Genomic DNA, 20,757 nt, shown 5'->3' with positions numbered 1-20,757 from the left:
GGATCATTCCCGACCGGGGGCGGACGTGCCGGGGGCGGACGTGCCGGGGGAGTGCGGCGCCTTCGAGTCCTGTTCCCCGAGGTGGGTGTCCAAGGCGGTGTTCAGGTCGGCCATGAATGCTTCGAACTGCTCCAGGAGCCGGGGCGGGTAGTTCGACATCGCGGCGTCGAGGCGGTGGGCGACCGGGTCGAAGAACTCCTCCGCCCGTTCCCGGATGTGCCCGCCGCCGCGCAGGGTGACGATGCGCCGGTCGGTGTGTTCACGGGCGCGGGTGATGTGTCCCGCGGCTTCGAGGCGGTTCAGGAGTGCGGTGGTCGCTCCCGTGGACAGGGAGATCCGTTCGCTGAGCCGTGCCGGTGACAGGGGGGTTCCGCGCTCCTCGGCGGCGGTGATCTGGAGCAGCGCGGTGGCGTCGGTGGAGTGCAGGCCGAGCCAGGCGGCGAAGCGGCGGCCGAGCTCCGTGTAGTGGGTGCCGTAGATCCTCAGCGCTTCAGTCAGCCGCTCGCGCTGTTCCGCGACCTTGTCGCGTTGTTCCGCGGCCTTGTCGCGCTTGGCCTCTTCCACGGGACCCTCCACCCTTGTCGTCCGCCGCGCGGTCACATCGGCATTCCAGGTTGACAACCTATCTCCACCATTTTACCTTCACTGTGAAATTACTTCACCATGGAGGTATCTGCTCGTGTCCGCCCCTGCCCCCACCCTCGGCACCACCACCGAGCCCTACCGATGGCGGTGGCTGATCCTGGCGGTCATGATCACGGCCGAGATCATGGACCTCCTGGACGCTTCGATCGTCAACGTCGCCGGCCCGGACCTGGAGGAATCCCTCGGCTCCGGCCCCGTCGGACTGCAATGGGTCATCGGCGGCTACGCCCTCACCCTGGGCGCCGGCCTGGTCCTCGGCGGCCGCCTCGGCGACCGGTACGGCCGGCGCCGGATGTTCCTGATCGGCCTGGCCGCCTTCACCGCGAGCTCGCTGCTGTGCGCGCTCGCGCCGAACATCGAGTCGTTGATCGCCTTCCGCCTGCTGCAGGGCACCGCCGGGGCGCTGCTGCTGCCCCAGGGCCTGGGCCTGCTGCGGGAGAACTTCTCCGGCCCCGAGCTCACCAAGGTCTTCGCGATCTTCGGGCCCGTCCTCGGTCTGGGCGGCATCATCGGCCCGGTCCTGGGCGGCTTCCTCGTCGAGGGCGACTTCTTCCGCCTCGGCTGGCGATCGGTGTTCCTGATCAACCTGCCCATCGGACTCGCGGCCCTGATCGTCGCCGCGAAGTTCGTCCCCGACAGGGCGGGCAGCCGCACGGTACGGGTCGACATCACCGGCGCGGCCCTGATCGTGGCCTCGTGTGCCCTGCTCGTGCTGCCGCTGAACCAGGGACAGGAGGACGGCTGGCCGCTGTGGACCTGGCTGAGCATGGCCGCCTCCGTGATCGGCTTCGCCCTGTTCGCCCTTCAGCAGCGCCGAACGGCCGCCGCGGGCCGCGAACCGCTGGTGACCCCCGCCCTGCTCCGCAAGCCCGCCTTCACCGTCGGGCTCGGCGGCATCGCCCTGTTCTTCGGCGGGATGATCGGCACCCAGCTCGTCCTGACCCTCTACCTCCAGATCGGCAGGCACTTCACCGCAGGTGAGGCGGGACTGGGCAACCTGCCCCTCGCGGTGGGCACCGCGATCGGCGGCGCCGTCAGCGGCGCCTTCCTCGTGAACAGGATCGGCCGTGGCGTGCTCCAGATCGGACCGCTGGTCCAGCTCGCCGGTGCGGCCGCGCTGTGGTTCGAACTCGACGGCCTCGACACCGCCACCTTCTCCATCTGGGACGTCGTTCCCGGCACCGTCGTGGCGGGCATCGGCGCCGGCATGGTGATCGCCGCCCTGTTCAGCTTCATCCTCGCCGCCGTCGACGACCACGAGATCGGCTCCGCATCCGGAGTCCTGACCGCGGTCCAGGCGGTCGGCGGCTCCATCGGCGTCGCCGTCTTCGGCTCGGTCTTCTTCGACCAGGTCAGGACCGGCGACTTCACCACCGGCTTCCACCACGCGCTGATCGTCCAGGCGTGCCTGCTGGTGGCATTCCTCGCCATCACCTTCCTCCTGCCCAGGGAGGCCCGCCCCGACGAGGAGCAGCACGGCGCAACCCCCGAGGCCGCCACCGACCCCGGCACCAGGCACCTCGCCGTCTGACGCCGGGGCGGGAGACCGCGCCGCACCGGCGACCTGAGCGGCCAGGTCGGTGCCGAGACCCACGTGCACAACGACTACGTCACTGGCGGCCTGGAGTCGGCCCGGGTGGCCGGGGCCGGCTACCTGGTGCCTGCCGCAGCGCACGTGTCCTTCGCCCGCACCCCGGTGGCCGACGCTTCCGCAGGAGGCCGTCATTCCCGCGCGCCGAGGTGGTAGACGGTGACGCCGCCGGCGCTCGCGACGGGACGGTAGCCGGCGGCGGGGAGGGCGCGAAGGGCTTCGGCCTCCTGGCCGGCGGGGAAGAGGCCGTCCCGCGGGTGGTCGGGGGCCGCGACCCAGTCGGGCTTCGCGCCGGGTCCTCCGGGGTAGTGCGGGAAGAGGAAAACCCGGGTGCGGTCGGTGAGTTGGGGCGCGATGCCGTTGGCGGCAGCCACCTGCGCACCGTCCGGGATCACCCGCAGCACCCCGCGCACGGCGTCGGCCGTCGCGTCGCGCTGCCAGGTGGCGGGCCGGGCCAGCTCGGCGAGGGGGCGGAAGGGCAGGGCGGCAACCGTCACCGCGAGCCCGACGGCCACGAGGCCGCAGGCCGTCCACCGCCGCAGGCCGTGCCGCGCGCGGAGCCGGGCCAGGGCGTCGGCGAAGGCGACGAAGATGATCGGCATCAGGACGGCGCCGTAGTGGAAGCCCGTCCCCCAGTAGGCGGGGTTGGTGGACCAGAACCGCCAGGCCAGGGTGGGGAGCGCGAGCAGGATCAGCGGCGAACGCAGCGCCAGGAACGCGGTGGGGGCCAGCAGCACGGCGACGGTCCCCCACTTCTGGGCGGGCAGGAGCAGCCTGGTCACGGGGTCGCCGGCCGGACCGTCCACGTTGGACAGGTAGGTGTAGACGCCGTCGGGGTTGAGGGCCGGGATGACGACCAGCACCACCAGCGCCACGGTGGCGGCGGCGAGCGCGACGACGCCCACGCCGAGTCGGCGGCGGCCGTGCCAGAACAGGTAGCAGCCGACGGCCACGACCGTCGCCGCCTGGTCCTCCTTCACGAGCAGCAACGGCAGCGCGCACCACGCGGCCGCGCGCCACCTCCGCAGCGTCAGCCGCTCCAGGGTGAAGGCCAACAGCGGTACGGCGAAGGCGATTTCGTGGAAGTCGAAGCCGACGGCCTGCTGCAGGCCGACCGACAGCCCGTACCCGACGCCGATGCCAGCGCCCGCCCACGGACCGGCCGCCCGCGCCGCCACCCTGGTCACCGGGACGGCGGACACGGCGAGCAGCGCCGCCTGGGCGACGAGCAGGGTCAGCGGGGAGGGGAACGCCCGGTAGAGCGGTGCGAGGGTGGCCAGGATCGGGTGGAAGTGGTCCCCGAGCAGGTGGAACCCCGGCCCCTTCAGCTCGGAGACCGGCGCGCGGCCCTCGGCGTAGCCGCGGACGGCCTGCGCGAAGATCCCCAGGTCGAAGCCGGACGTCCGCAGGTGCAGATGGCGGGAGACGGACAGCGCGCCGTAGGCGGCGAACAGCGCGGCGGCGAGCGCCCAGGGCAGCAGGGCGGTCCGGCCCGGCCGGGCCTGGGGCTGGGACTGGAGCTGGGACTGGGCCTGGAGCTGGGGTTCGACCGTGGCGCGGGGTGCGCGGGTCAGGGTCAGAGTCACGGGGGCTCACCTCGCGGTAGGGCGGACGTGGGGCGACCCCCGAAGCGTCCGACCCGCCCTCTGAAGATCCGCTGAAAGAGCCTGAAAGCACCTTCAGGAACCGCGACACCCCCCGTGACATGCTGAGACGCATGCGCGTACTGGTGGTGGAGGACGAGACCCGGATGGCCGACGCCCTCCGGGACGGGCTCGAAGCGGAGGGCTACACCGTGGACGTCGTCCACGACGGCCGCTCCGGCCTCTGGTACGCGCGCACCGGCGACTACCGGGCGATCCTGCTGGACGTCATGCTCCCCGGCCTCAACGGCTACCGGGTCTGCGCCCAACTGCGCCAGGAAGGCGTCACCACCCCGATCCTGATGCTCACCGCCAAGGACGGCGAGTACGACGAGATCGAGGCCCTGGACACCGGCGCCGACGACTACCTCGCCAAGCCCTTCTCCTACCCGGTCCTGGTGGCCCGGCTGCGCGCCCTGGTCCGCCGCGGCGGCGCCGAACGCCCGCCCGCGCTGACCGTCGGCGACCTGGTCCTCGACCCCGCCGACCGCTCCTGCCGTCGTGCCGACACCCCGGTCGCCCTCACACCCCGCGAGTACGCCGTCCTGGAGTGCCTGGCCGAACGCCCCGGCGAGGTCGTCGCCAAGACCACCATCCTCGACCAGGTCTGGGAGAGCGGCTACGAGGGCGACCCGAACATCGTGGAGGTGTACGTCAGCGCCCTGCGCCGCAAGATCGACGTCCCGTTCGGCCGGAACTCCATCCTCACCGTGCGCGGTACCGGCTACCGGCTGGACTCCCGTGGCTAGGCCGCCGCGGCTGCCCCGGCTGCTGCGCTCACTGCGCTCGCTGCGGGCCCGTTCCGCGGCGGCGGCCGGCCTGGCCGCGGCCGCCGCCTTCACCGCGGGCGCGTTCTGGCTCAGCCACAGCCTCTACGACTCCCAGTTGGACGACGCGAAGGCTGCCGCGCAGGCCCGCCTCGACGTGGCGGTCGCAGACATGCGCACCGGCCACGTCCCGGCGAGCGGACTGCTCGGCGGCGACCGCACCTACGCCCTCGTCCTGGACTCCGGCCGGCTCCTGGAGGTCAGCCCCGACCTCGAACCCTTCCGCGCCCAGGTCGCCGCCCAGCTCACGCCGCTGCCCGCAGACGAGCAGGTCTCCCGCACCCTCACACTCGACGCCCCGGCCACCGCCACCGCCAGCCGCCTGGCCCACCACACCCTCCCCCTGTACGGGCAGAGCGCCGGCGGCATCAGCGGCTACTCCATCCAGTCCGGCTTCGGCGAACCCGACCGGGGCGAGCGCACCGTCACCGCCTACCTGGTCGTACCGCCCTGGGACGCCGAACGCGTCCAGGAGTCCGTCCAACGGCTGCTGCTGGTCGCCGGGCCCTTCGCCGTCCTGCTGGTGGCCGCCATCGCCTGGGCGGTCACCGCCCGGGCGATGCGCCGGGTCGAGGCGATCCGCGCCCAGATGGCCTCCATCACCGCCCAGCACCTCGACCGGCGCGTCCCCGTCCCGCCCACCGCCGACGAGATCGCCCACCTCGCCACCACCACCAACCAGACCCTCCAGAAGCTCGACCACGCCGTCACCGCCCAGCGCCGCTTCGTCGCCGACGCCTCCCACGAACTGCGCAGTCCCCTCGCCGGACTGCGCACCTCCCTGGAGGTCGCCCTCACCCACCCCGACCGCACCGACTGGCCCACCGTCGTCCGCGCCGCCCGCGCCGACACCGTCCGCCTCCAGCACCTCGCCGACGACCTGCTCCTGCTCGCCCGCCCGCCCGTCGCCGCACCGGCCCACCACACCCGGGTCGAACTCACCGACCTCGCCCGCGACGTCGCCGCCGAACTCCCGCACGGCACCAGCCGGATCACCGTCCACGCCGACCGCCCGCTGGAAGTCCCCGGAAACGCCGCCCAACTCCACCGCCTGCTCCGCAACCTGCTGGAGAACGCGCTGCGCCACGCCGCCGACCGCGTCACCGTCACCCTCACCGAGGACCCCGGCCCCGACGGCCACTGGGCCGTCCTCGAAGTCCTGGACGACGGCCCCGGCATCCCCGCCCCCGACCGTGAACGCGTCTTCGCCCCCTTCACCCGCCTCGACGAGGCCCGCACCCGCGACACCGGCGGCGCCGGACTCGGCCTCGCCATCGCCCGCGACCTGGCAACCCGCCACCACGGCACCCTCACCCTCGCCGATTCCCCCACCGGCGCCCGCTTCCTCCTCCGCCTCCCCCTGCCACCCCACCCCGCCCGCACTCCGTGAGCCCCGCCCGGCCCAGCGCTTGACCAGGTCGTCAACCGACTGCTGCGGCTGAGTGACAAAAGGAGGGCTCCCCAGGGAGGCTCACGATGTGACGAGTCGACTCCTCTTAACTTCTCCTGAGATTCGGACGCGTCGCCCAGCGGGCGGTCCAGCGTGTTCGCCACCCATGGAGGTCGTTGGATGAATCGCCGTCCCCGGGTCGCAGCCTCGCTGGCGGGCGCGGTCATCGCCCTCGCGTCCCCGTCGGCGGACGTCGCCGCGCAGGCGTCCGCACGGCATGCGTTCGGCTCCCTGTGGATTCAGGACGGGGACGGCGTGGGGGAGGGAGGACACCACGACCACAATCCCCCGCGTGACTGCCACAGTGCCCGCCGTGTCATCCTCATCGACCAGAGCTTCCGAATCATCCTGAAGAACGGCCGGCACGGGCCGGAGGCTCTCGTTCTCCAGGGGTCCACGTCATCCCCGTCCTCGTCGCCGGCAGCACCATGGGACAACTTCGCTCCTTCAACGTATTTGGACGTGAACTATCCCACCCAGACCAGCAACCAGTACGAGTGGCAGATTCGTGACTTCTTCAGGGAGCACCCGCTCTTCGTGGTGAAGGCGTTCGACCGCCACGAACGAGTCTTCTCCTTCCCGGCCACCCACTGCATCGACAAGCACGACGGCGGTGAGCGTGGTGACGGCGACCGCGGTGACGGCGCTCTTCTGTACGGGGGTGGAGCCGCCGACGGGAGCGACCCGTCCGGCTCCCCGTCACCCCAGGCGACGGACCGTCCTCAAGACGGCCAGTCTGCGTCGGAAACCCCCAGCTCCGGGGCCACCATCCCCCCTCCTCCGCGCTCCGCCGCGGCCGAAGGCAGGAGTAACCGCCTGCTGAGCGCGAAGCACGTCGGGATCGCGGTCGGCGGTTTGCTGGTGGTTCTGGGAGTGCTGGCCACGGCACGGCTCCGACGTCGTTCCGACACGTGACAGTCGGCCGAGGCTAGCGCCGCCGGTCGGTCGTGGCGGGCGGAGTGAAACCCAGTGCGGCCAGGATCGGCAGGTTCGAGGTCAGCTGGTGCGCCGGCAGCTCCGCGTAGATCTCGTGCGCGGCGTCCCAGGCCTGACGGGAGCGCTGTTCGCGCCCCAGTGCCCGGTGGGCGGCGGCCAGTCCCGCCAAGGCGTGGGCCCGCTGGGCGGGATAGCCTGTCAGGCGGCTGCTCACGGCGAGGGACCGTTCGTAATGCCCGACCGCCTCCTCCGGCCGCCCGAGGGCGTGCTGCGCCGCCGCCAGGGTGTTGAGCAGAGAGCAGTCCATCGGCCCGTTCCGCTGGGCCCTGGGCCGGGCGAGCACGCGGCTCGCGTGGTCCGATGCTTCCTGGTAGCGGCCCAGGAGCAGGTAGGTCGGGGCCAGGCTGGTACGGCAGAGGTCGGCCGTCCAGTCATCGGTCTCCGGGCCGTCGGCCGTCAGCAGGTCGAGGGCCTGCTCGTAGTACTCCCCGGCGTCGGCGTAGCGGCCCGTGAAGTAGTGGTAAGCGCCGAGGTTGGCCAGGGCCCGGCCTTCGGCGCACCGGTCGCCGGCGTTGTGGGCGAGGACCCTGGCCCGCTGGAATGTCCGCCGGGACAGGGTGAGTTCGCCCAGGGCGCCCCAGACGTGGCCCAGGTCGTTGAGGCCGTGCGCCTGGGCGCTCAGGTCGCCCAGGCGGCGGGCGGCGGCCACGGCCGTCCGGCCCAGGGCCACCCCTTCGGTCTGCGGCGAAGCGCGGTGGAGGTAGCTCCACAGCAGCGCGGGCAGTTTCCAGGCCGTTTCGTCGTCCCCGCGTTCGTGAGCGTGGCGGACGGTGGCGAGCAGGTTCGCCCGCTGGTCGTCGCACCACCGGGTGGCCTGTTCGGGGCCGGTGAGGTCGGCCACCCGCAGGCCGCCGGGCGGCGGGCCGAGGGGGACCCGCCGCCGCCCGGGGGTCAGCACCCGGGCAGCGGCGTGCGCGTGGTGCAGGCACCACGCGTGCCAGCGCTCGTGTAGTTCCCGCTGTTCCTCCGGGCTCTCCTCGCGGGCGCCCAGCTCGGCCGCGAAGAGCTTCAGCAGGTCGTGGAATCGGTAGCGGCCCCGTGAGGGCTCGGCGAGCAGGTGGGCGGTGGTCAGGCGGCCGAGGAGCCGTTCGCACGCGTCGACGGCGTACGCGGACAGGGCCGCGGCGACGGGGGCGCTGATGTCCACCCCCGGGAACAGGCCGAGCCGACGGAACAGGCGTCGGGCGGTGGGGTCGAGCGCCTGGTAGGAGACGCCGAAGGCCGATCGCAGGGAGGATCGGTCGTCACCGTCGGCCTCCAGGGCGCCCAGGCGGTCGGTGGAGGAGGCCAGCTCGTCGGCGAAGGCGACGAGATCACGCTGCGGCCGATCGCGTAGCTGGGCCGCGGCGATGCCGAGCGCCAGCGGGAGGTGCCCGCAGGCGTCGAGCAGCCGGGCGCCGGCCTGCCGCTGCGCCTCGGCGGTGCCGGCGGTGTCGGCGCCCAGGATGCGGGCGAGCAGCGCCTGCCCCTCGGCGGGGGTGAAGCCGTCGAGCGCGACCCGGTGGGCGCCCTCGCGGGCGACGAGTCCGGTGAGACGGTCCCGGCTGGTGATCACGACGGCGCAGCCGCTGCCGCCCGGTAGCAGTGGCCTGACGTGTTCCGGGCCGGCGGCGTCGTCGAGGACGACGAGCATCCGCCGCCCGGCCAGCAGCGACCGGTAGAGCGCGGACGCCTCGTCCAGCTGGGCCGGTATGGACTCGGCCGTCACGCCCAGCGCGCGCAGGAACGCCGCCAGCACCCCGTGCGGGGAGCGGGGGCCGGCGGCGGACCAGCCCCGCAGGTCCGCGAACAGCCGTCCGTCGGGGAACCGCTCCCGCGTGAGGTGGGCCCAGTGCAGCGCCAGCACGGACTTCCCGACCCCGGCGGCACCCGTGATCACGGCGCACGGTGCCGCCGTTGGGCGGGCGCCGGGCTCCCCGGTGGCCAGCACCCGGTCCAGTACGAGCAGTTCGGGGGCGCGGCCGACGAAAACGGAGAGGCCGGAAGGGAGTTGCTCGGGTCTCGGGTCTGCCGGGGGCGCCGCAGGGGCGACGCCGGTGGTCGGGGCGGTCCGGTCCGGACGGGCGGTCGGTGCCGGATGGGTGGTCGGTGCCGGTGAGGGTGTCGGTGCCGGACAGGGGAGGAGGAGGGCCCGTTGGAGGGCCTGGGCCTCAGGTGTCGGGTCCAGCCCGAGGTCCTCGGAGAGTCGGGAGGCATGGCGCCGGTAGGCCTCCAGCCCGTCGCCGTGTCGGCCCGAGCGGTGCAGGGCAGTCAGCAGCTGCCGCACCAGGCGGTCACGGAGCGGGAAATCGGCGACCAGGCCGGTCAGTTCCGCGGCGACCTCGCGGTGCCGCCCCGCCTCCAGCTCCAGTTCGTAGAGCCGCTCCAGCACGGCCATCCGCTGCTCCTCCAGGCCGGCCGCGAGAGCGGCGAAGACCAGGCCGGGCAACCCGTCCAGCGCGGGGCCGCGCCACAGCTCCAGGGCTTCGCGCAACCGGGGGACGGCCTGCGCCGCGTCCAGGTCCGCTGCCGCCGCGACCCGGGAGGCGAACAGGCGGTGGTCCACCCGGGCGTCGTCCGCCACCAGCCGGTAGCCCGCGCCGTCGGTCACGATGGGGGAGGCCGCCCCCGTGCCGAGCATGCGGCGCAGCAGGCCGACCATGTTGCGGATCTGGCGGTCCGCCGTGGCCGGAGGGTCCTGGTCCCAGACCGTGTCGACCAGTCGGGCGACCGGGACGGTCCGGTTCGAGTGCGCCACGAGCATCGCCAGCAGACTCCGCTGACGGCGCCCGCCCAACCGTACGGGAGCGGCCCCGGCGCACACCTCCAGGGACCCCAGGATCCTGAACTCCATGTCCCCCCACCGGCGATACCGAGGCACCCCCCTTGGGAGGCGCCGGTGTTGACGAAGCGTCACCCCGCGCCCGGGTGTGTCACCTGAGCTGTCACGTGCCGGTACGCGGCAGCGCGCGTCACGATAAAGCAGTGATCAGATCATGCCAGAATCGTGCAGCCGATTGAGAGGGTTGCCGTGCACCGGCCGAAAGGCGCCGGTCTTCGACCCAGGAGTTGATCAACCATGGCACGCTCCCTCAAGCGCATCGGAGCCGTCCTCGCGGCGACGGCGATCGCACTGTCCCTGTCCGGCGCGGCCACGGCCGTCGCTCGACCCACGACGGCCGGAGACTCGACCCGACACTGCGTGGTGAACGCGCAGGGCGGCCAGGCGCAGTGCTTCGGCACCTACCGGGAGGCCATCAGCCATGCCACCGGCGGGCGGGTCGCCGACGCTCCGCCGACCGCCGCCGAGGCCGCCCGCGACAGCGCGTTCGCCAAGGAGCTGAACAGCCCGGCCGGCCTCTCCGACCTGGTGGTCCTGGGGACGATCTACCAGGACTTCTTCTTCGGGGGCCAATCGGTGACCTTCACCGGCCCGCACGCGTGCTACAACGGGAACGCCGCCGACTACTCCTTCGACATCCCCGCCCCGCTCCAGGACCACGTCTACTCGGTGCGCCCGTACGCCAACTGCTGGTTCAACCTGTTCACCGGATTCCAGGCCACCGGCTACGAGAGCCCCAGCTACAAGGGTGAGACCGTCTCGGTGGACGAGGCCTGGCGGACCCACTCCAAGTCGTTGACGCTCGGCTGAGCCACGGTCCCGACGTCCTTCCCCGGCAACCTCGGCAACCCCCCGCAGCCGCAGGGGCAAGGCCGGGGCAGGGGCGCATGACCTGCCAGCGGTACCTGTCCCGCATCGCCACCAGCGATGACGGGACAGAGCCGTTGGTGCAGAACTGGTCACCAGGTGATCAGGACGTAGCCGTCGCCCCGCGGGCTCCGGAGGCGTTCTGGGCGTTGGCGCCAGCGGCGCCGCCGGCGCTGTCGAGGTGGGGCCGCCGGCGGGGTCGAGTCCGGCGAGGGAGAGCGCCGGAACCTCCGGGCTGGCCGGAACGGGCCTGGGCCGATTCAGGCCAGCCGAAGGCCCTTTCGAGGCTCCTGACCTGTGGTGAGACTGGTGACCGCCGCCAGGGAGCACCTGCCCGGGGCAGCGCACCGGACCAGGTGTCACCGACCGCTGCTCCTGGAGGGCAGCCGTCACGGCCCGGTGTGTGCCGAGCACCACGCGCGGCCGATCCCACCCCTCTCTCCCCGCTGGAGCACCGTCATGCCTTCGAAGACGTCCAAGCTGCTGCGCGTCACGCTCGCCGCCGCCATCGCCGCCTCCGGTGCCGTGGTCGTCACGGCCGTCACCGCCGGGAGTTCGTACGCGGCGACGACCTCCTCGGTCGGCGGCCAGATCACCCGCTCGGAGATCCTCGCCCGCGCCCAGTTCTGGTACGGCAAGAACATCGGCTACGACCAGGGCGGCTCGTACCCGGACTCCTCCGGCCGCGGCTACCGCACGGACTGCTCGGGCTACGTCTCGATGGCCTGGCACCTCGGCACCAGCGCCAACACGCAGGGCCTCGCGGACAGCTTCACCTACCAGATCAGCCGCAGCGACCTGATGCCGGGCGACATCCTGAACTCGTACTACGACCACGTCATCCTCTTCGAGAAGTGGGACGACGCCGCCCACACCACCTTCTCGTACTACTCCTTCGGCAGCACACCGGTGAAGCACCGGACCGGCGTCTCGATCAACGCCGCGTCCCTCGACTCGCACCCGAACGGCGACTACAAGGCGCTGCGCTACAAGAACGTCGTCAACGACCCGGCGCCGGGTTCGGCGTGGGTTCCGGCGTTGGGTGACGGTGGTTCGGTGAGTGGCGCTGATGGTACGGCCTACACCTTCACCCGTAGCGTTGACGGTCATCTTCAGGGGACTGCCAGGTATCCGACCGACAAGTGGGCCACCGTCGACCTCACCAACGTCGTCGGCACCCCGAACTCCGCCGGCGGCGCACCCAGTGCCTTCGCCATGAAGAACGGCGTTACCGGTGTGGCCAGTGCCAACGCCGCCAACGGGCACCTGCAGATCACGTATCGCGATGCCGCCGACAAGTGGGCGACCAGCGACCTCACCAACCAGGTCGGTACGCCGGTCACCGGAGGTGCGGTCCGTGCCACGACGGACCCCGATGGCACGCTTGCCATCTACTCGCGTGGTTCGACGGACGGCGGGCATCTGAGTCTCACCGCTCTTCAGCCGAACGGGAGTTGGGCGACCGTCGACCTGACGAACGTCGTCGGCACCCCGGTATCGGCGGGTGGGGCGCCCGCGACCTTCACCCAGAAGAACGGGACCGTCGGCGTGGCCAGCGCGAATGCCGCCAACGGCCACTTGCAGATCACCTACAAGGACACCGCCGGCCAGTGGGCGACCACCGACCTCGCCAACCAGGCCGGCACACCCGCCACCGACGGCGCCGTCAGTGCCACCACCGACTCCGATGGCACCCTCATGATCTACTCCCGCAGCACGGACGGTCATCTTCAGGGGACCGCCAGGTATGCGAACGGCCAGTGGGCGACGGTCGACCTGACGAACGTCGTCGGCACCCCGGTCTCGGCCGGTGGCGCGCCCAGTGCTTTCACCATGAAGAACGGTGTCACCGGCGTGGTCAGTGCCAATGCGGCCAACGGCCACTTGCAGATCACCTACAAGGACACCGCCGACAAGTGGGCGACCACCGACCTCACCACCAAGGTCGGCACCTCGGTGACGGACGGAGCCGTCAGCGCCACCACCGACTCCGGCGGCACCCTCGCCATCTACTCCCGCAGCTCCCTCAACGGCGGCCACATCAACCTCACCGCCCTCCAGCCGAACGGCAGCTGGGCCACCGTCGACCTCACCGACATCGTCGGCACCCCCACCAGCTGACCCCCCAACCAGACCGACGGTGAAACGGCCCGGCCCTGAAGAGGCCCTGTCCCATCATCAGTGGTAGCGAAGCGTGACGGCGTCGCTGACAGCTCATGCGAGATGTCAACGAGCTTGTGAGTGTGGTGTTTTCGGGATTACGGGGCAGCGCCCGGTGACCGGTGTGTCTCCCAATCACGGAAGAGCAGCTCATGAGCGCCGCCGGCGTCAGGGCGTCAGGGCGATCGTGGGAGCGAGGCGAGGATGGCGTCGAGGCCGAACTCGAAGACGTCCCGCTGGGTGAAGGTCGGGAAGTCGACGGTGGTGGCGTGCATCGCCGGGTACACCTCGGCCGGGAGGCGGGCCCACTGTTGGCGGACCCGTTCCCAGTGCTGCGGGTCCTCGTCCCAGACCCGGCGGACGGGGTAGAGCGTGGCGCAGCCGAGGACGAAGCGGATCAGCGTGGCCAGCAGGCCGATCGCCGTCCGGTGGTCGACCTGCAGTCGCGCCAGGCGGGCGTAGATCTGTTCGGACATGCGGGCCTCGACGTCGCCGACTCCGTCGGAGGGGGCGTTGATCTGCAGGAGGGCCGGGTGCGTGATGAACAGCTCGAAGTAGGCGTGCATCACCTGCCGGAGCCATGCGACGTCGTCGAGGTCGGGGTCGGGCCACTGGAATCGGCTCAGCAGTTCCGCGGTGACGGCGAGGAGGATCGCGTCCTTGTCGCGGAAGTGCGTGTAGAGCGACATCGGGCGGACGCCGAGGTGGTCGGCGAGCCGACGGATGGTCACCGCGTCCAGTCCGTCGCGGTCGATCAGTTCGATCGCCGCGTGGACGATGGCCTCGGGGCTGAGGGTGCCGCGGGGTGCGCGAGCGGGCGCTGTCTTGTGCCTGGGCGATGACATTGGGGTTCCTGATTCGTTCGGGACCGCAGTTCCATTAGCGTACCGTACGCTGTACTGTTCCTGGATCGAGACTGATTCCAGGAGGCCGGATGTCCACGAACGCACTCCCCGCCGTTGCCTACGACCGAGCTGAGCGGATGCTGCTGCACAACCGATCCCGGCTCGCCCTGCGGGCCAAGGTGAAGCCCGTCTGGATCGGCGGCGGCGAGAGGTTCTGGTACCGGGTCGAGACCGAGCGGGGCGGCGAGTTCGTGCTGGTCGACCCCGCCGCCGGGACCCGGGGGCCGGCGTTCGACCCCGAACGGCTCGCCGCCGCGCTGGCGTCCGCCGCCGGCCAGCCGGTCCAGCCGTACGCACTGCCGTTCCGGGCGGTCGAGTTCGCGGACGGGACGGTCGCGTTCGACGCGTTCGGCGCGCGCTGGACCTGCCGGCTGGCCGACTACCGGTGCGCGCGGGACGAGAAGCACGCCGAACCCTCACCGCTGGAAGTCGCCTCGCCGGACAAGAAGTGGGCGGCGTTCCGCCGCGACCACGACCTGTGGGTGCGTTCGGCCGAGACGGGCGAGGAATTCGCGCTCACCGCCGACGGCACCGCGGATCGCAGCTACGCGGCCCACCCCGACGCGGCGGTCCCCACGCACCTGCTCGGCAAGCTCGGTCTTGCGGACATGCCGCCGGCGCTGCTGTGGTCGCCGGACTCGGCGCGCATCCTCACCCACCGCACCGACCAGAGCGATGTCGCCCTGATGCACCTGGTCGAAGCCGTCCCGCCGGATGGCGGCCGGCCGCGCCTGCGCAGCTACCACTACCCGGTCCCCGGCGAGCCGATGACCTGCGGCGAGTGGATCGTCTTCGACGTCGCGTCCCGGACTGTGACACCCGCCAAGACCGACCCGTTCCTGCTGCCCTACATGTCACCTGTCACGCTGAAGAAGGCGTGGTGGGCCAAGGACAGCACGGCCGTCTACTACCTGGATCAGCCCCGTGACCTCCGGACGCTGCGGCTGCACGCACTCGACCCGGCGACCGGCGAGGTGCGCACCCTGGTCGAGGAGCACGGCGACACGCGGGTGGAGGCCGCGCAGGAGATCACCCAGAAGCCGATCGTGCACGTGCTCGCCGGCGGCCGCGAGACGCTGTGGTACTCCCAGCGCGACGGCTGGGGGCACCTGTACCGCTACGAGGACGGGGAACTGGTCGAACAGCTCACCCGAGGGCCGTTCGCGGTGCAGCAGATCGTGCACGTCGACGAGGCGGAACGGGTCGCGTACGCCGTCGTCTCAGGACTGGTCCAGGCCGACCCGTACCGACGGTCGCTGGTCCGGGTCGGCCTGGACGGCGGCAGGATCGCCAAGCTCACCGACGACGATCTGGACCACGTGATCACCGCGCCGGAACACGGCCGCTGGTTCGTCGACTCCGCGTCGACCGTCGACACCCCGCCGACGATCACCGTGCGTGACCGGGGCGGAGCCGTGCTGGTCGAGCTGGAACAGGCCGACATCACACCGCTGCTGGCCGCCGGCTGGACACCGCCGGAGCGGGTCAGGACCCTGGCCGCCGACGGCGTCACCGAGATCTACGGCGTCCTCTACAAGCCCCACGGCTTCGACGCCGCGCAGCGCTACCCGGTGATCGACCACCCCTACCCGGGCCCGCAGATCCACCGGGTGGCGGCCTCCTTCGACCCGGGCGCCTACGGCTACGACGCCGAGGCGGTGGCGGCGCTGGGCTTCGCGGTGCTGGCCGTCGACGGCCGCGGAACGCCCGGCCGGGACAAGGCCTTCCACGACCACGCCCACCGCAACATGGGCAGCGCGGGTGCGCTCGAAGACCATGTCGCGGCGCTGCGCCAACTCGCGGAGGCGCGTCCGTGGCTGGACCTGGACCGGGTCGGCATCTTCGGCGTCTCCGGCGGGGGATTCACCACCGCCCGCGCCCTCCTGGCGTTCCCCGACTTCTACAAGGTCGGCGTGGCCGAGGCCGGCAACCACGACAACCGCCACTACCACGCGCTGTGGGCCGAGTCCTACGACGGACCGTTCGACCCGGACGCCGGGGCCCGGCTGTCCAACACCGAGCTGGCCGAAAACCTGGTCGGCAAACTACTGCTCGTCCACGGCGACATGGACGACAACGTGACACCGCATCTGACCATGCGGCTGGTCGACGCGCTGATCGACGCGAACAAGGACTTCGACCTGCTGATAGTCCCCGGCGTCGAGCACAGTTTCCTCGGCCGCAGCGGCTACGTCGCCCGCCGCCGTTGGGACTACCTGGTGCGCCACCTCATGCACCGCGAGCCGCCGGCCGGCTACCGGCTGGCGGACGTCCCGCTCTCCCTGGAACTGCTCGAAGCCCTCTTCAGCTGACGTGGAAAGGACCTTCCCCATGCCCACCTTCTCTGCCCGGGCCCGGCCCTTCTTCTTGAACCGCGAGTAGCCGCCGGCCCGGCCGACACGACGGCCCGGCCGGCGAGTCGAACCAGTTCCCGAACGCCGTGTCCGCATCGATGAACGCGGACTGGAACGCGTAGGTGGATACCTCATGCCACCGCGGACACGGCGCCGGCGGACCGTGGAACCCGTCTGCCGGATCGTCGGTCCGGGAGTCGCCTTCGATCGCGTCGAGGTGCTTCTTGATCGCGGCCTGCCCGGGAATCCGGACGTCGGCCTTCATCCTCGCCTCGGCCTCGCTCAGCCCACCTGCGACCAGCACCATCTCGTCGACGCCGGTCAGCCTTCGCCGGCGTTTCTTGACGATCTGCGGCTCGAAGCTGCCCTCACGGTCTCGGGGCACCTCGACCTCGACCGGGCCGGCGAGCACGTCGGCGGGTGCGACGGGGAGGTGGTGGCCGTAGGAGGTGTCCAGTTCCAGGTCCGTCATCAGGTCGGCGAATCGCCGACTCTCTCCCACGGCCTGACGGGGCTCATCAGAAGGAGCTGCTGCTTCCGGCGAAGGGGCTGGGCTCCGCCGAGGGGCTGAGATCGCCCGGAGCGCTGGGCGCGGCCGGGGAACCGGGCGTGGCCGGGAGACTGGGTGTGGCCGAGAGGCTGAGCTCGTCCGAGCGGTTGGGCGTGGCCGAGGGGCTGGGTGCGGCCGAGGAAGCGGGCGTGGCCGAGGGGCTGAGCGCGTCCGAGCGGTTGGGCGTGGCCGAGGGGCTGAACTCGTCCGAGCGGCTCGGGTACGGCTGAGGGGCCGGCTGTGGCCGAGCGCCGCTGGGCGTGGCGGACGGGCTGGGTGAGGCTGAGGGGCTGGGCTTGGCGGAGGGGCTGGGCTTGGCGGAGGCGCTCGACGTTGCCGAGGGACTGGCCGAGGCCGAGGGGCTCGGGCGGGGGTCGTGGGGGCAGAGCACGTCGGGGTCTTTGAACCCGTAGCTCAGGCCCCAGTCCCTGTCGCAGCCGCCCCAGTAGGCTCTCACCCAGCCGCAGTAGGGGCCGCCGTAGCTGAAGCAACGGGGCACCGAGTCGTCCGAGTCCGGATCGGTGGAGGGTGACCAGGATGATTCGGCTTCGCTCTGCGAGGTGCCGAGGGCGTTGACCGTGCGGACCTGGGTGGTATCGGAACTCTGGGCCGTCCCGCCCGTGAAGAAGAGGGCCAGGCCGAAGGCTGAGGCGGAGGCCGCCACGATTGAAGCGGCGAGAGCGCGGCGGCTGGAGCGCATGACTGGTCCTCTTGGCTTCGTGGTCTGTGGCACGTGGGATTGCACTCCTGGCACGAGCACCGCCGCTGTGAGCGCCGGAGTTAAACATATGGTCGGAAGACCGTTCAATAGTCGGCGAAGCGCCGCTCAGGCGGCCTTGCCTCGGTTTTTCACTCGAAGAGACTCGCCTCGACCCACGTGCCGAGACCGCGCGCAGATCTTCGCCGACGGGGGCCTCTGCCGGGCCCGGTGACCGGCGATCGACACGGTCAACGCAGGGAGCGGATCGCCGGGCTCGTGGCGACCAGGCCGGCGCACGCCAGGACGGCGCTGCCACAGACCAGGAACAGGGCCGTGGTGCCGTAGGGGAGCAGGGCGCCGGCGATCACGTAGGAGAACGGGTCGAACGCCACCGTGGCCAGCACGACGAGACTGAGCACTCGGCCCAGCAGTTGCTCGGGCACCCGCTCCTGCAGAGTGGCCACGACGACCACTCCGAGGAACCCGGATCCGAGGCCGATCAGCGAGACGACGGCGGTTGCGGCGACGACGTGGGTGACGGCGGCGAGTGCGGCCATGCCTGCGCCGATCGCCGCGACACCGCCGACCACGGTCCGGCCGCGCCTGGCGGGCGGCCGCCACCCGGCCATCAGCGAGCCGGCCAGTGAGCCGGCACCGAAACCGGAGAGCAGGATGCCCAGGGATCCCGCGCCGCCGAGGCGTTGATCGGCGAGCACCGCGCCGCCCACCAGCACGGGGCCCACGACCGCGATGTTGATCAGGGCGATGGCGGCCAGCATCCCTCGCACCAGTGGTTCGTGCCAGGCGTATCCCAAGCCCACGCCGAGGGCACGCGCACTGCTGAACTGCTCGCCGTCGACGGCGGCCGGACCGGCGTCGACCCCGGCACCTTCGCCACGTCGTACCACCCGGATCAGCGTGCTGAGGACGACGGCGGCCAACACGGCCATCGCCACGATCCCACCGAGCGTCGCGGCGAAGCCGACTGCGGCGATGCATCCGGCGGCCACCGCCGGGCCGACCAGGTCGCCCCCCGACTCCGCGCCCTGCACCAGCCCGTTGACCCGGGAGAGCTTGTCGGTCGGCACGACGGCGGGTAGCAACGCCAGGGCCGCCGGGAAGTACGCGGCGTCGGCGGCGCCGAGCAGGCCGCCGAGCAGCGCGACCGTCGTCAACGACGGTGAGGTGAAGGTGACCAGGGCGCCGAGGGCGAGCAGGACGGCGGCCCGGAGCCAGGCGGCGCCGGCCACGACACGGGCGGGACCGAGGCGGTCGACCAGTACTCCCGCAGGAGGCAGGAGCACCGCTCGCGGCAGCGCCACGGCCACCAGAACCAACCCCGTGGCGATTCCGGGTTCCGACAGGTCGAGCACGAAGAGCGTGAGCCAGACGATGAACAGAGCATCGACCACGGCCGCCAGCCCTTGACCCACGATCAGGCGGCGCAGGTGCGAATCGCCGAGCGGTTCGCGCGGAAGGGGCGGGGCAGTCGGCTCCGTTGTCATCGGTGGCTCTCCGGGGCTCGGGTACGGGGCATCAGCCATGGCGTGGCGGCGGCCCACCGGCAACGCCGGCGGGTCCGGCGCCGGGTGTCACTATGCGACGTGGGTGCCCCCATCGAAGAGCCGTCCCGGCGGCGGTCACCGGTGCTCGGCGACGTAGTTCACCGCGTCGCCGACGGTCCTCAACCCCGTGACCCGGTCGTCCGGGATCTTCACCTCGAACCTGTCCTCGACCGCCACGGCGATCTCCATCATGGCCAGGGAGTCGACGTCGAGGTCGTCGGTGAACGACGTCTCGGCGCTCACCTCGGCGGAGTCGATGCCGAGGACCTCCTCGACGATCTCGGCAATGGCGTTGAGGATGTCGATGTAGTCCACCACGGGTTCCTCTCTCTGGGGATGGGGATGGGGTCGGCGTCGATCATCGGTCGGTGAGGAGCCCCGGTGCGGCGGGCCTCGGTGGGGCGAGCCCCGGTGCGGCTGGCCTCGGCGGGGACGTCAGAGCCCGAGGCGTCGCCGGTAGGCGAGGAGGGTGCGCAGGAAGCCGTCCAGCTGCTCCTCGGTGTGGCCCGCGTGCGGGAACAGGCGCAGGAGCGCCTGGTTGCGTGAGACGGCCGGGTAGGAGAAGACGGGGACGAGGTAGCCGTCCTCGACGAACCACTCCCGCATCTGCAGGGCGGCGGCGTCGCTTCCGATCGGCACCGAGAGCATGTACGACTCGGTCGGCGTCGTCGCCGTGCCGGCCTCGTGCATCTGTTGGCGAAGGCGGGCGGCATGCGCCAGGTAGTCGTCGACGATCCCCGGAGTGCCGGCGAGGACGTCGATCGTGCGGTCGGCGGCGTAGGCGGTCGGCGGTTGGATGGCGGCCGTGAACATCGAGGTGCCGGAGAGCAGTTCGAAGGCGTCGATGGCCGCCGCCGGCCCGGCGATCGCGCCGCCTTCCAGACCGATGGCCTTCGACAGCGACACCATGACGAAGTCGGCCCGCTCCCGGATCGCGGCCGCCTCCCGGGCGTAGGGACGGTTCTCGGGTCCGTAGACCATGAAGCCGTTCGCATCGTCGATCATGCTGACGGCGCCGTGCCGGTCGCACTCGTCGAGGATCTCCACGATCGGCCCCATGGTGCCGTCGGCCGAATAGATGCTCTCGGCGATCACCACGGTCTTGCGGGTGCGGGCCCGGTCCAGGACGCGTGCCAGGTCGGAGACGTCGTTGTGCCGGAACGCGTGGACGTTGCGGCCGTAGTCAAGTCCCTGGAGGCCCTTCCAGATGCTCCAGTGGACGTCGCGGTCGACGACGAACACGGTGTCGTGGTTGCGCACCTCGATCCCGGCGTCGAAGTGCGCGGAACTGCTCATGGCGTGGACGAACCCGATGTTGGCCAGGAGCCCCGTGGCGAAGCTGATGGCTCGTTCCTTGCCGGTGTGACGGGCGATCGTCGCCTCCAGCACCTGGTGCGGGCGGCAGATCCCCTGGGTCATCCTGGACCCGCTGGTGCTCAGGCCGTGGGCGAGCGCCCCCTCCGCGAAATGACGCCGTACCGGGACGTGGCGCTCCAGATCGAGGAAGCTGATGCTGGCGAAGTTCACCAGCTCGCGGCCGTTGCGGACGATGGTCGGCCCGACCGGACCGTCCACCACCGGCGGGCGGTATGCCGTGTCGTGGGTGTTCGCCTCGACGAAGGCGGCGAAGGCCCACGGGGCCAGGCGGTCCGCGGACGGGCCGGCGGTGCGGGACGCGGTCAT

General features: G+C 71.7%; 15 protein-coding genes and 1 pseudogene. 8 read left to right on the top strand and 8 right to left on the bottom strand.

Features of this window, described 5'->3' with window-relative positions; translation table 11 throughout:
• Positions 1-3: 3 nt before the first annotated feature.
• Positions 4-564, bottom strand: a complete 561-nt coding sequence (locus tag ACFWPT_RS01860; protein ID WP_380478738.1) for a MarR family winged helix-turn-helix transcriptional regulator — start codon at positions 562-564, stop codon at positions 4-6.
• Positions 565-751: 187 nt separating this feature from the next.
• On the opposite strand from ACFWPT_RS01860, the gene ACFWPT_RS01855 reads away from it, so the two are divergent.
• The gene (locus ACFWPT_RS01855; RefSeq protein WP_380478826.1) at positions 752-2,176 is read left to right on the top strand and encodes an MFS transporter; all 1,425 of its coding nucleotides are present in this window, start codon (positions 752-754) and stop codon (positions 2,174-2,176) included.
• A gap of 191 nt (positions 2,177-2,367) precedes the next feature.
• Here ACFWPT_RS01855 and ACFWPT_RS01850 read toward each other — a convergent pair whose 3' ends face one another.
• Positions 2,368-3,822 carry a DUF2079 domain-containing protein gene (locus ACFWPT_RS01850; RefSeq protein WP_380478736.1) on the bottom strand — a complete coding sequence of 485 codons (1,455 nt, stop codon included), beginning with the start codon at positions 3,820-3,822 and terminating at the stop codon, positions 2,368-2,370.
• A gap of 131 nt (positions 3,823-3,953) precedes the next feature.
• On the opposite strand from ACFWPT_RS01850, the gene ACFWPT_RS01845 reads away from it, so the two are divergent.
• From ACFWPT_RS01845 to ACFWPT_RS01835, 3 genes are all read left to right on the top strand, one after another.
• Positions 3,954-4,628: a response regulator transcription factor gene (locus ACFWPT_RS01845; protein ID WP_380380060.1), complete on the top strand. Its 675-nt coding sequence runs from the start codon at positions 3,954-3,956 to the stop codon at positions 4,626-4,628.
• Positions 4,621-6,096 (top strand): ATP-binding protein, encoded by a 1,476-nt coding sequence (locus ACFWPT_RS01840; protein WP_380478734.1) that lies wholly within the window; start codon positions 4,621-4,623, stop codon positions 6,094-6,096. Before ACFWPT_RS01845 ends, ACFWPT_RS01840 begins: the two co-directional genes overlap by 8 nt.
• Before the next feature lie 180 nt (positions 6,097-6,276).
• Positions 6,277-7,071 (top strand): hypothetical protein, encoded by a 795-nt coding sequence (locus ACFWPT_RS01835; protein WP_380478732.1) that lies wholly within the window; start codon positions 6,277-6,279, stop codon positions 7,069-7,071.
• Between the two features lie 13 nt (positions 7,072-7,084).
• Here the strand turns inward: ACFWPT_RS01835 and ACFWPT_RS01830 are convergent, their stop codons facing one another.
• Positions 7,085-9,985 carry a BTAD domain-containing putative transcriptional regulator gene (locus ACFWPT_RS01830; protein WP_380478730.1) on the bottom strand — a complete coding sequence of 967 codons (2,901 nt, stop codon included), beginning with the start codon at positions 9,983-9,985 and terminating at the stop codon, positions 7,085-7,087.
• Positions 9,986-10,210: 225 nt separating this feature from the next.
• Here ACFWPT_RS01830 and ACFWPT_RS01825 point away from each other — a divergent pair, with 225 nt between their 5' ends.
• Positions 10,211-10,783, top strand: a complete 573-nt coding sequence (locus ACFWPT_RS01825) for a hypothetical protein (protein WP_380375797.1) — start codon at positions 10,211-10,213, stop codon at positions 10,781-10,783.
• A 516-nt stretch (positions 10,784-11,299) separates the two neighbouring features.
• Positions 11,300-12,961 carry a hypothetical protein gene (locus tag ACFWPT_RS01820; RefSeq protein WP_380478728.1) on the top strand — a complete coding sequence of 554 codons (1,662 nt, stop codon included), beginning with the start codon at positions 11,300-11,302 and terminating at the stop codon, positions 12,959-12,961.
• A 215-nt stretch (positions 12,962-13,176) separates the two neighbouring features.
• Here ACFWPT_RS01820 and ACFWPT_RS01815 read toward each other — a convergent pair whose 3' ends face one another.
• A complete protein-coding gene (locus tag ACFWPT_RS01815; RefSeq protein WP_380375793.1) occupies positions 13,177-13,845 on the bottom strand; it encodes a TetR/AcrR family transcriptional regulator in 669 nt (222 codons plus the stop codon).
• A gap of 89 nt (positions 13,846-13,934) precedes the next feature.
• On the opposite strand from ACFWPT_RS01815, the gene ACFWPT_RS01810 reads away from it, so the two are divergent.
• Complete coding sequence (locus ACFWPT_RS01810; RefSeq protein ID WP_380478726.1) at positions 13,935-16,217, top strand: DPP IV N-terminal domain-containing protein; 2,283 nt, start codon at positions 13,935-13,937, stop codon at positions 16,215-16,217.
• Between the two features lie 313 nt (positions 16,218-16,530).
• Here the strand turns inward: ACFWPT_RS01810 and ACFWPT_RS01805 are convergent.
• A pseudogene (locus ACFWPT_RS01805) lies at positions 16,531-16,686 on the bottom strand (transposase); the annotation flags it as partial.
• A 200-nt stretch (positions 16,687-16,886) separates the two neighbouring features.
• On the opposite strand from ACFWPT_RS01805, the gene ACFWPT_RS01800 reads away from it, so the two are divergent.
• The gene (locus ACFWPT_RS01800; protein ID WP_380478724.1) at positions 16,887-17,039 is read left to right on the top strand and encodes a hypothetical protein; all 153 of its coding nucleotides are present in this window, start codon (positions 16,887-16,889) and stop codon (positions 17,037-17,039) included.
• Between the two features lie 718 nt (positions 17,040-17,757).
• Here the strand turns inward: ACFWPT_RS01800 and ACFWPT_RS01795 are convergent.
• The 3 genes from ACFWPT_RS01795 to ACFWPT_RS01785 form a co-directional block, all read right to left on the bottom strand.
• Complete coding sequence (locus ACFWPT_RS01795; RefSeq protein ID WP_380375787.1) at positions 17,758-19,014, bottom strand: MFS transporter; 1,257 nt, start codon at positions 19,012-19,014, stop codon at positions 17,758-17,760.
• A 135-nt stretch (positions 19,015-19,149) separates the two neighbouring features.
• Positions 19,150-19,392: an acyl carrier protein gene (locus ACFWPT_RS01790; protein ID WP_063351933.1), complete on the bottom strand. Its 243-nt coding sequence runs from the start codon at positions 19,390-19,392 to the stop codon at positions 19,150-19,152.
• A gap of 117 nt (positions 19,393-19,509) precedes the next feature.
• Positions 19,510-20,757, bottom strand: a complete 1,248-nt coding sequence (locus ACFWPT_RS01785) for an aminotransferase class I/II-fold pyridoxal phosphate-dependent enzyme (RefSeq protein WP_063351932.1) — start codon at positions 20,755-20,757, stop codon at positions 19,510-19,512.

Source organism: Kitasatospora sp. NPDC058478, from assembly GCF_042720345.1.
In the GTDB taxonomy this organism is placed as follows: domain Bacteria; phylum Actinomycetota; class Actinomycetes; order Streptomycetales; family Streptomycetaceae; genus Kitasatospora.
This window is presented reverse-complemented; position numbering and strand designations above follow the sequence as displayed.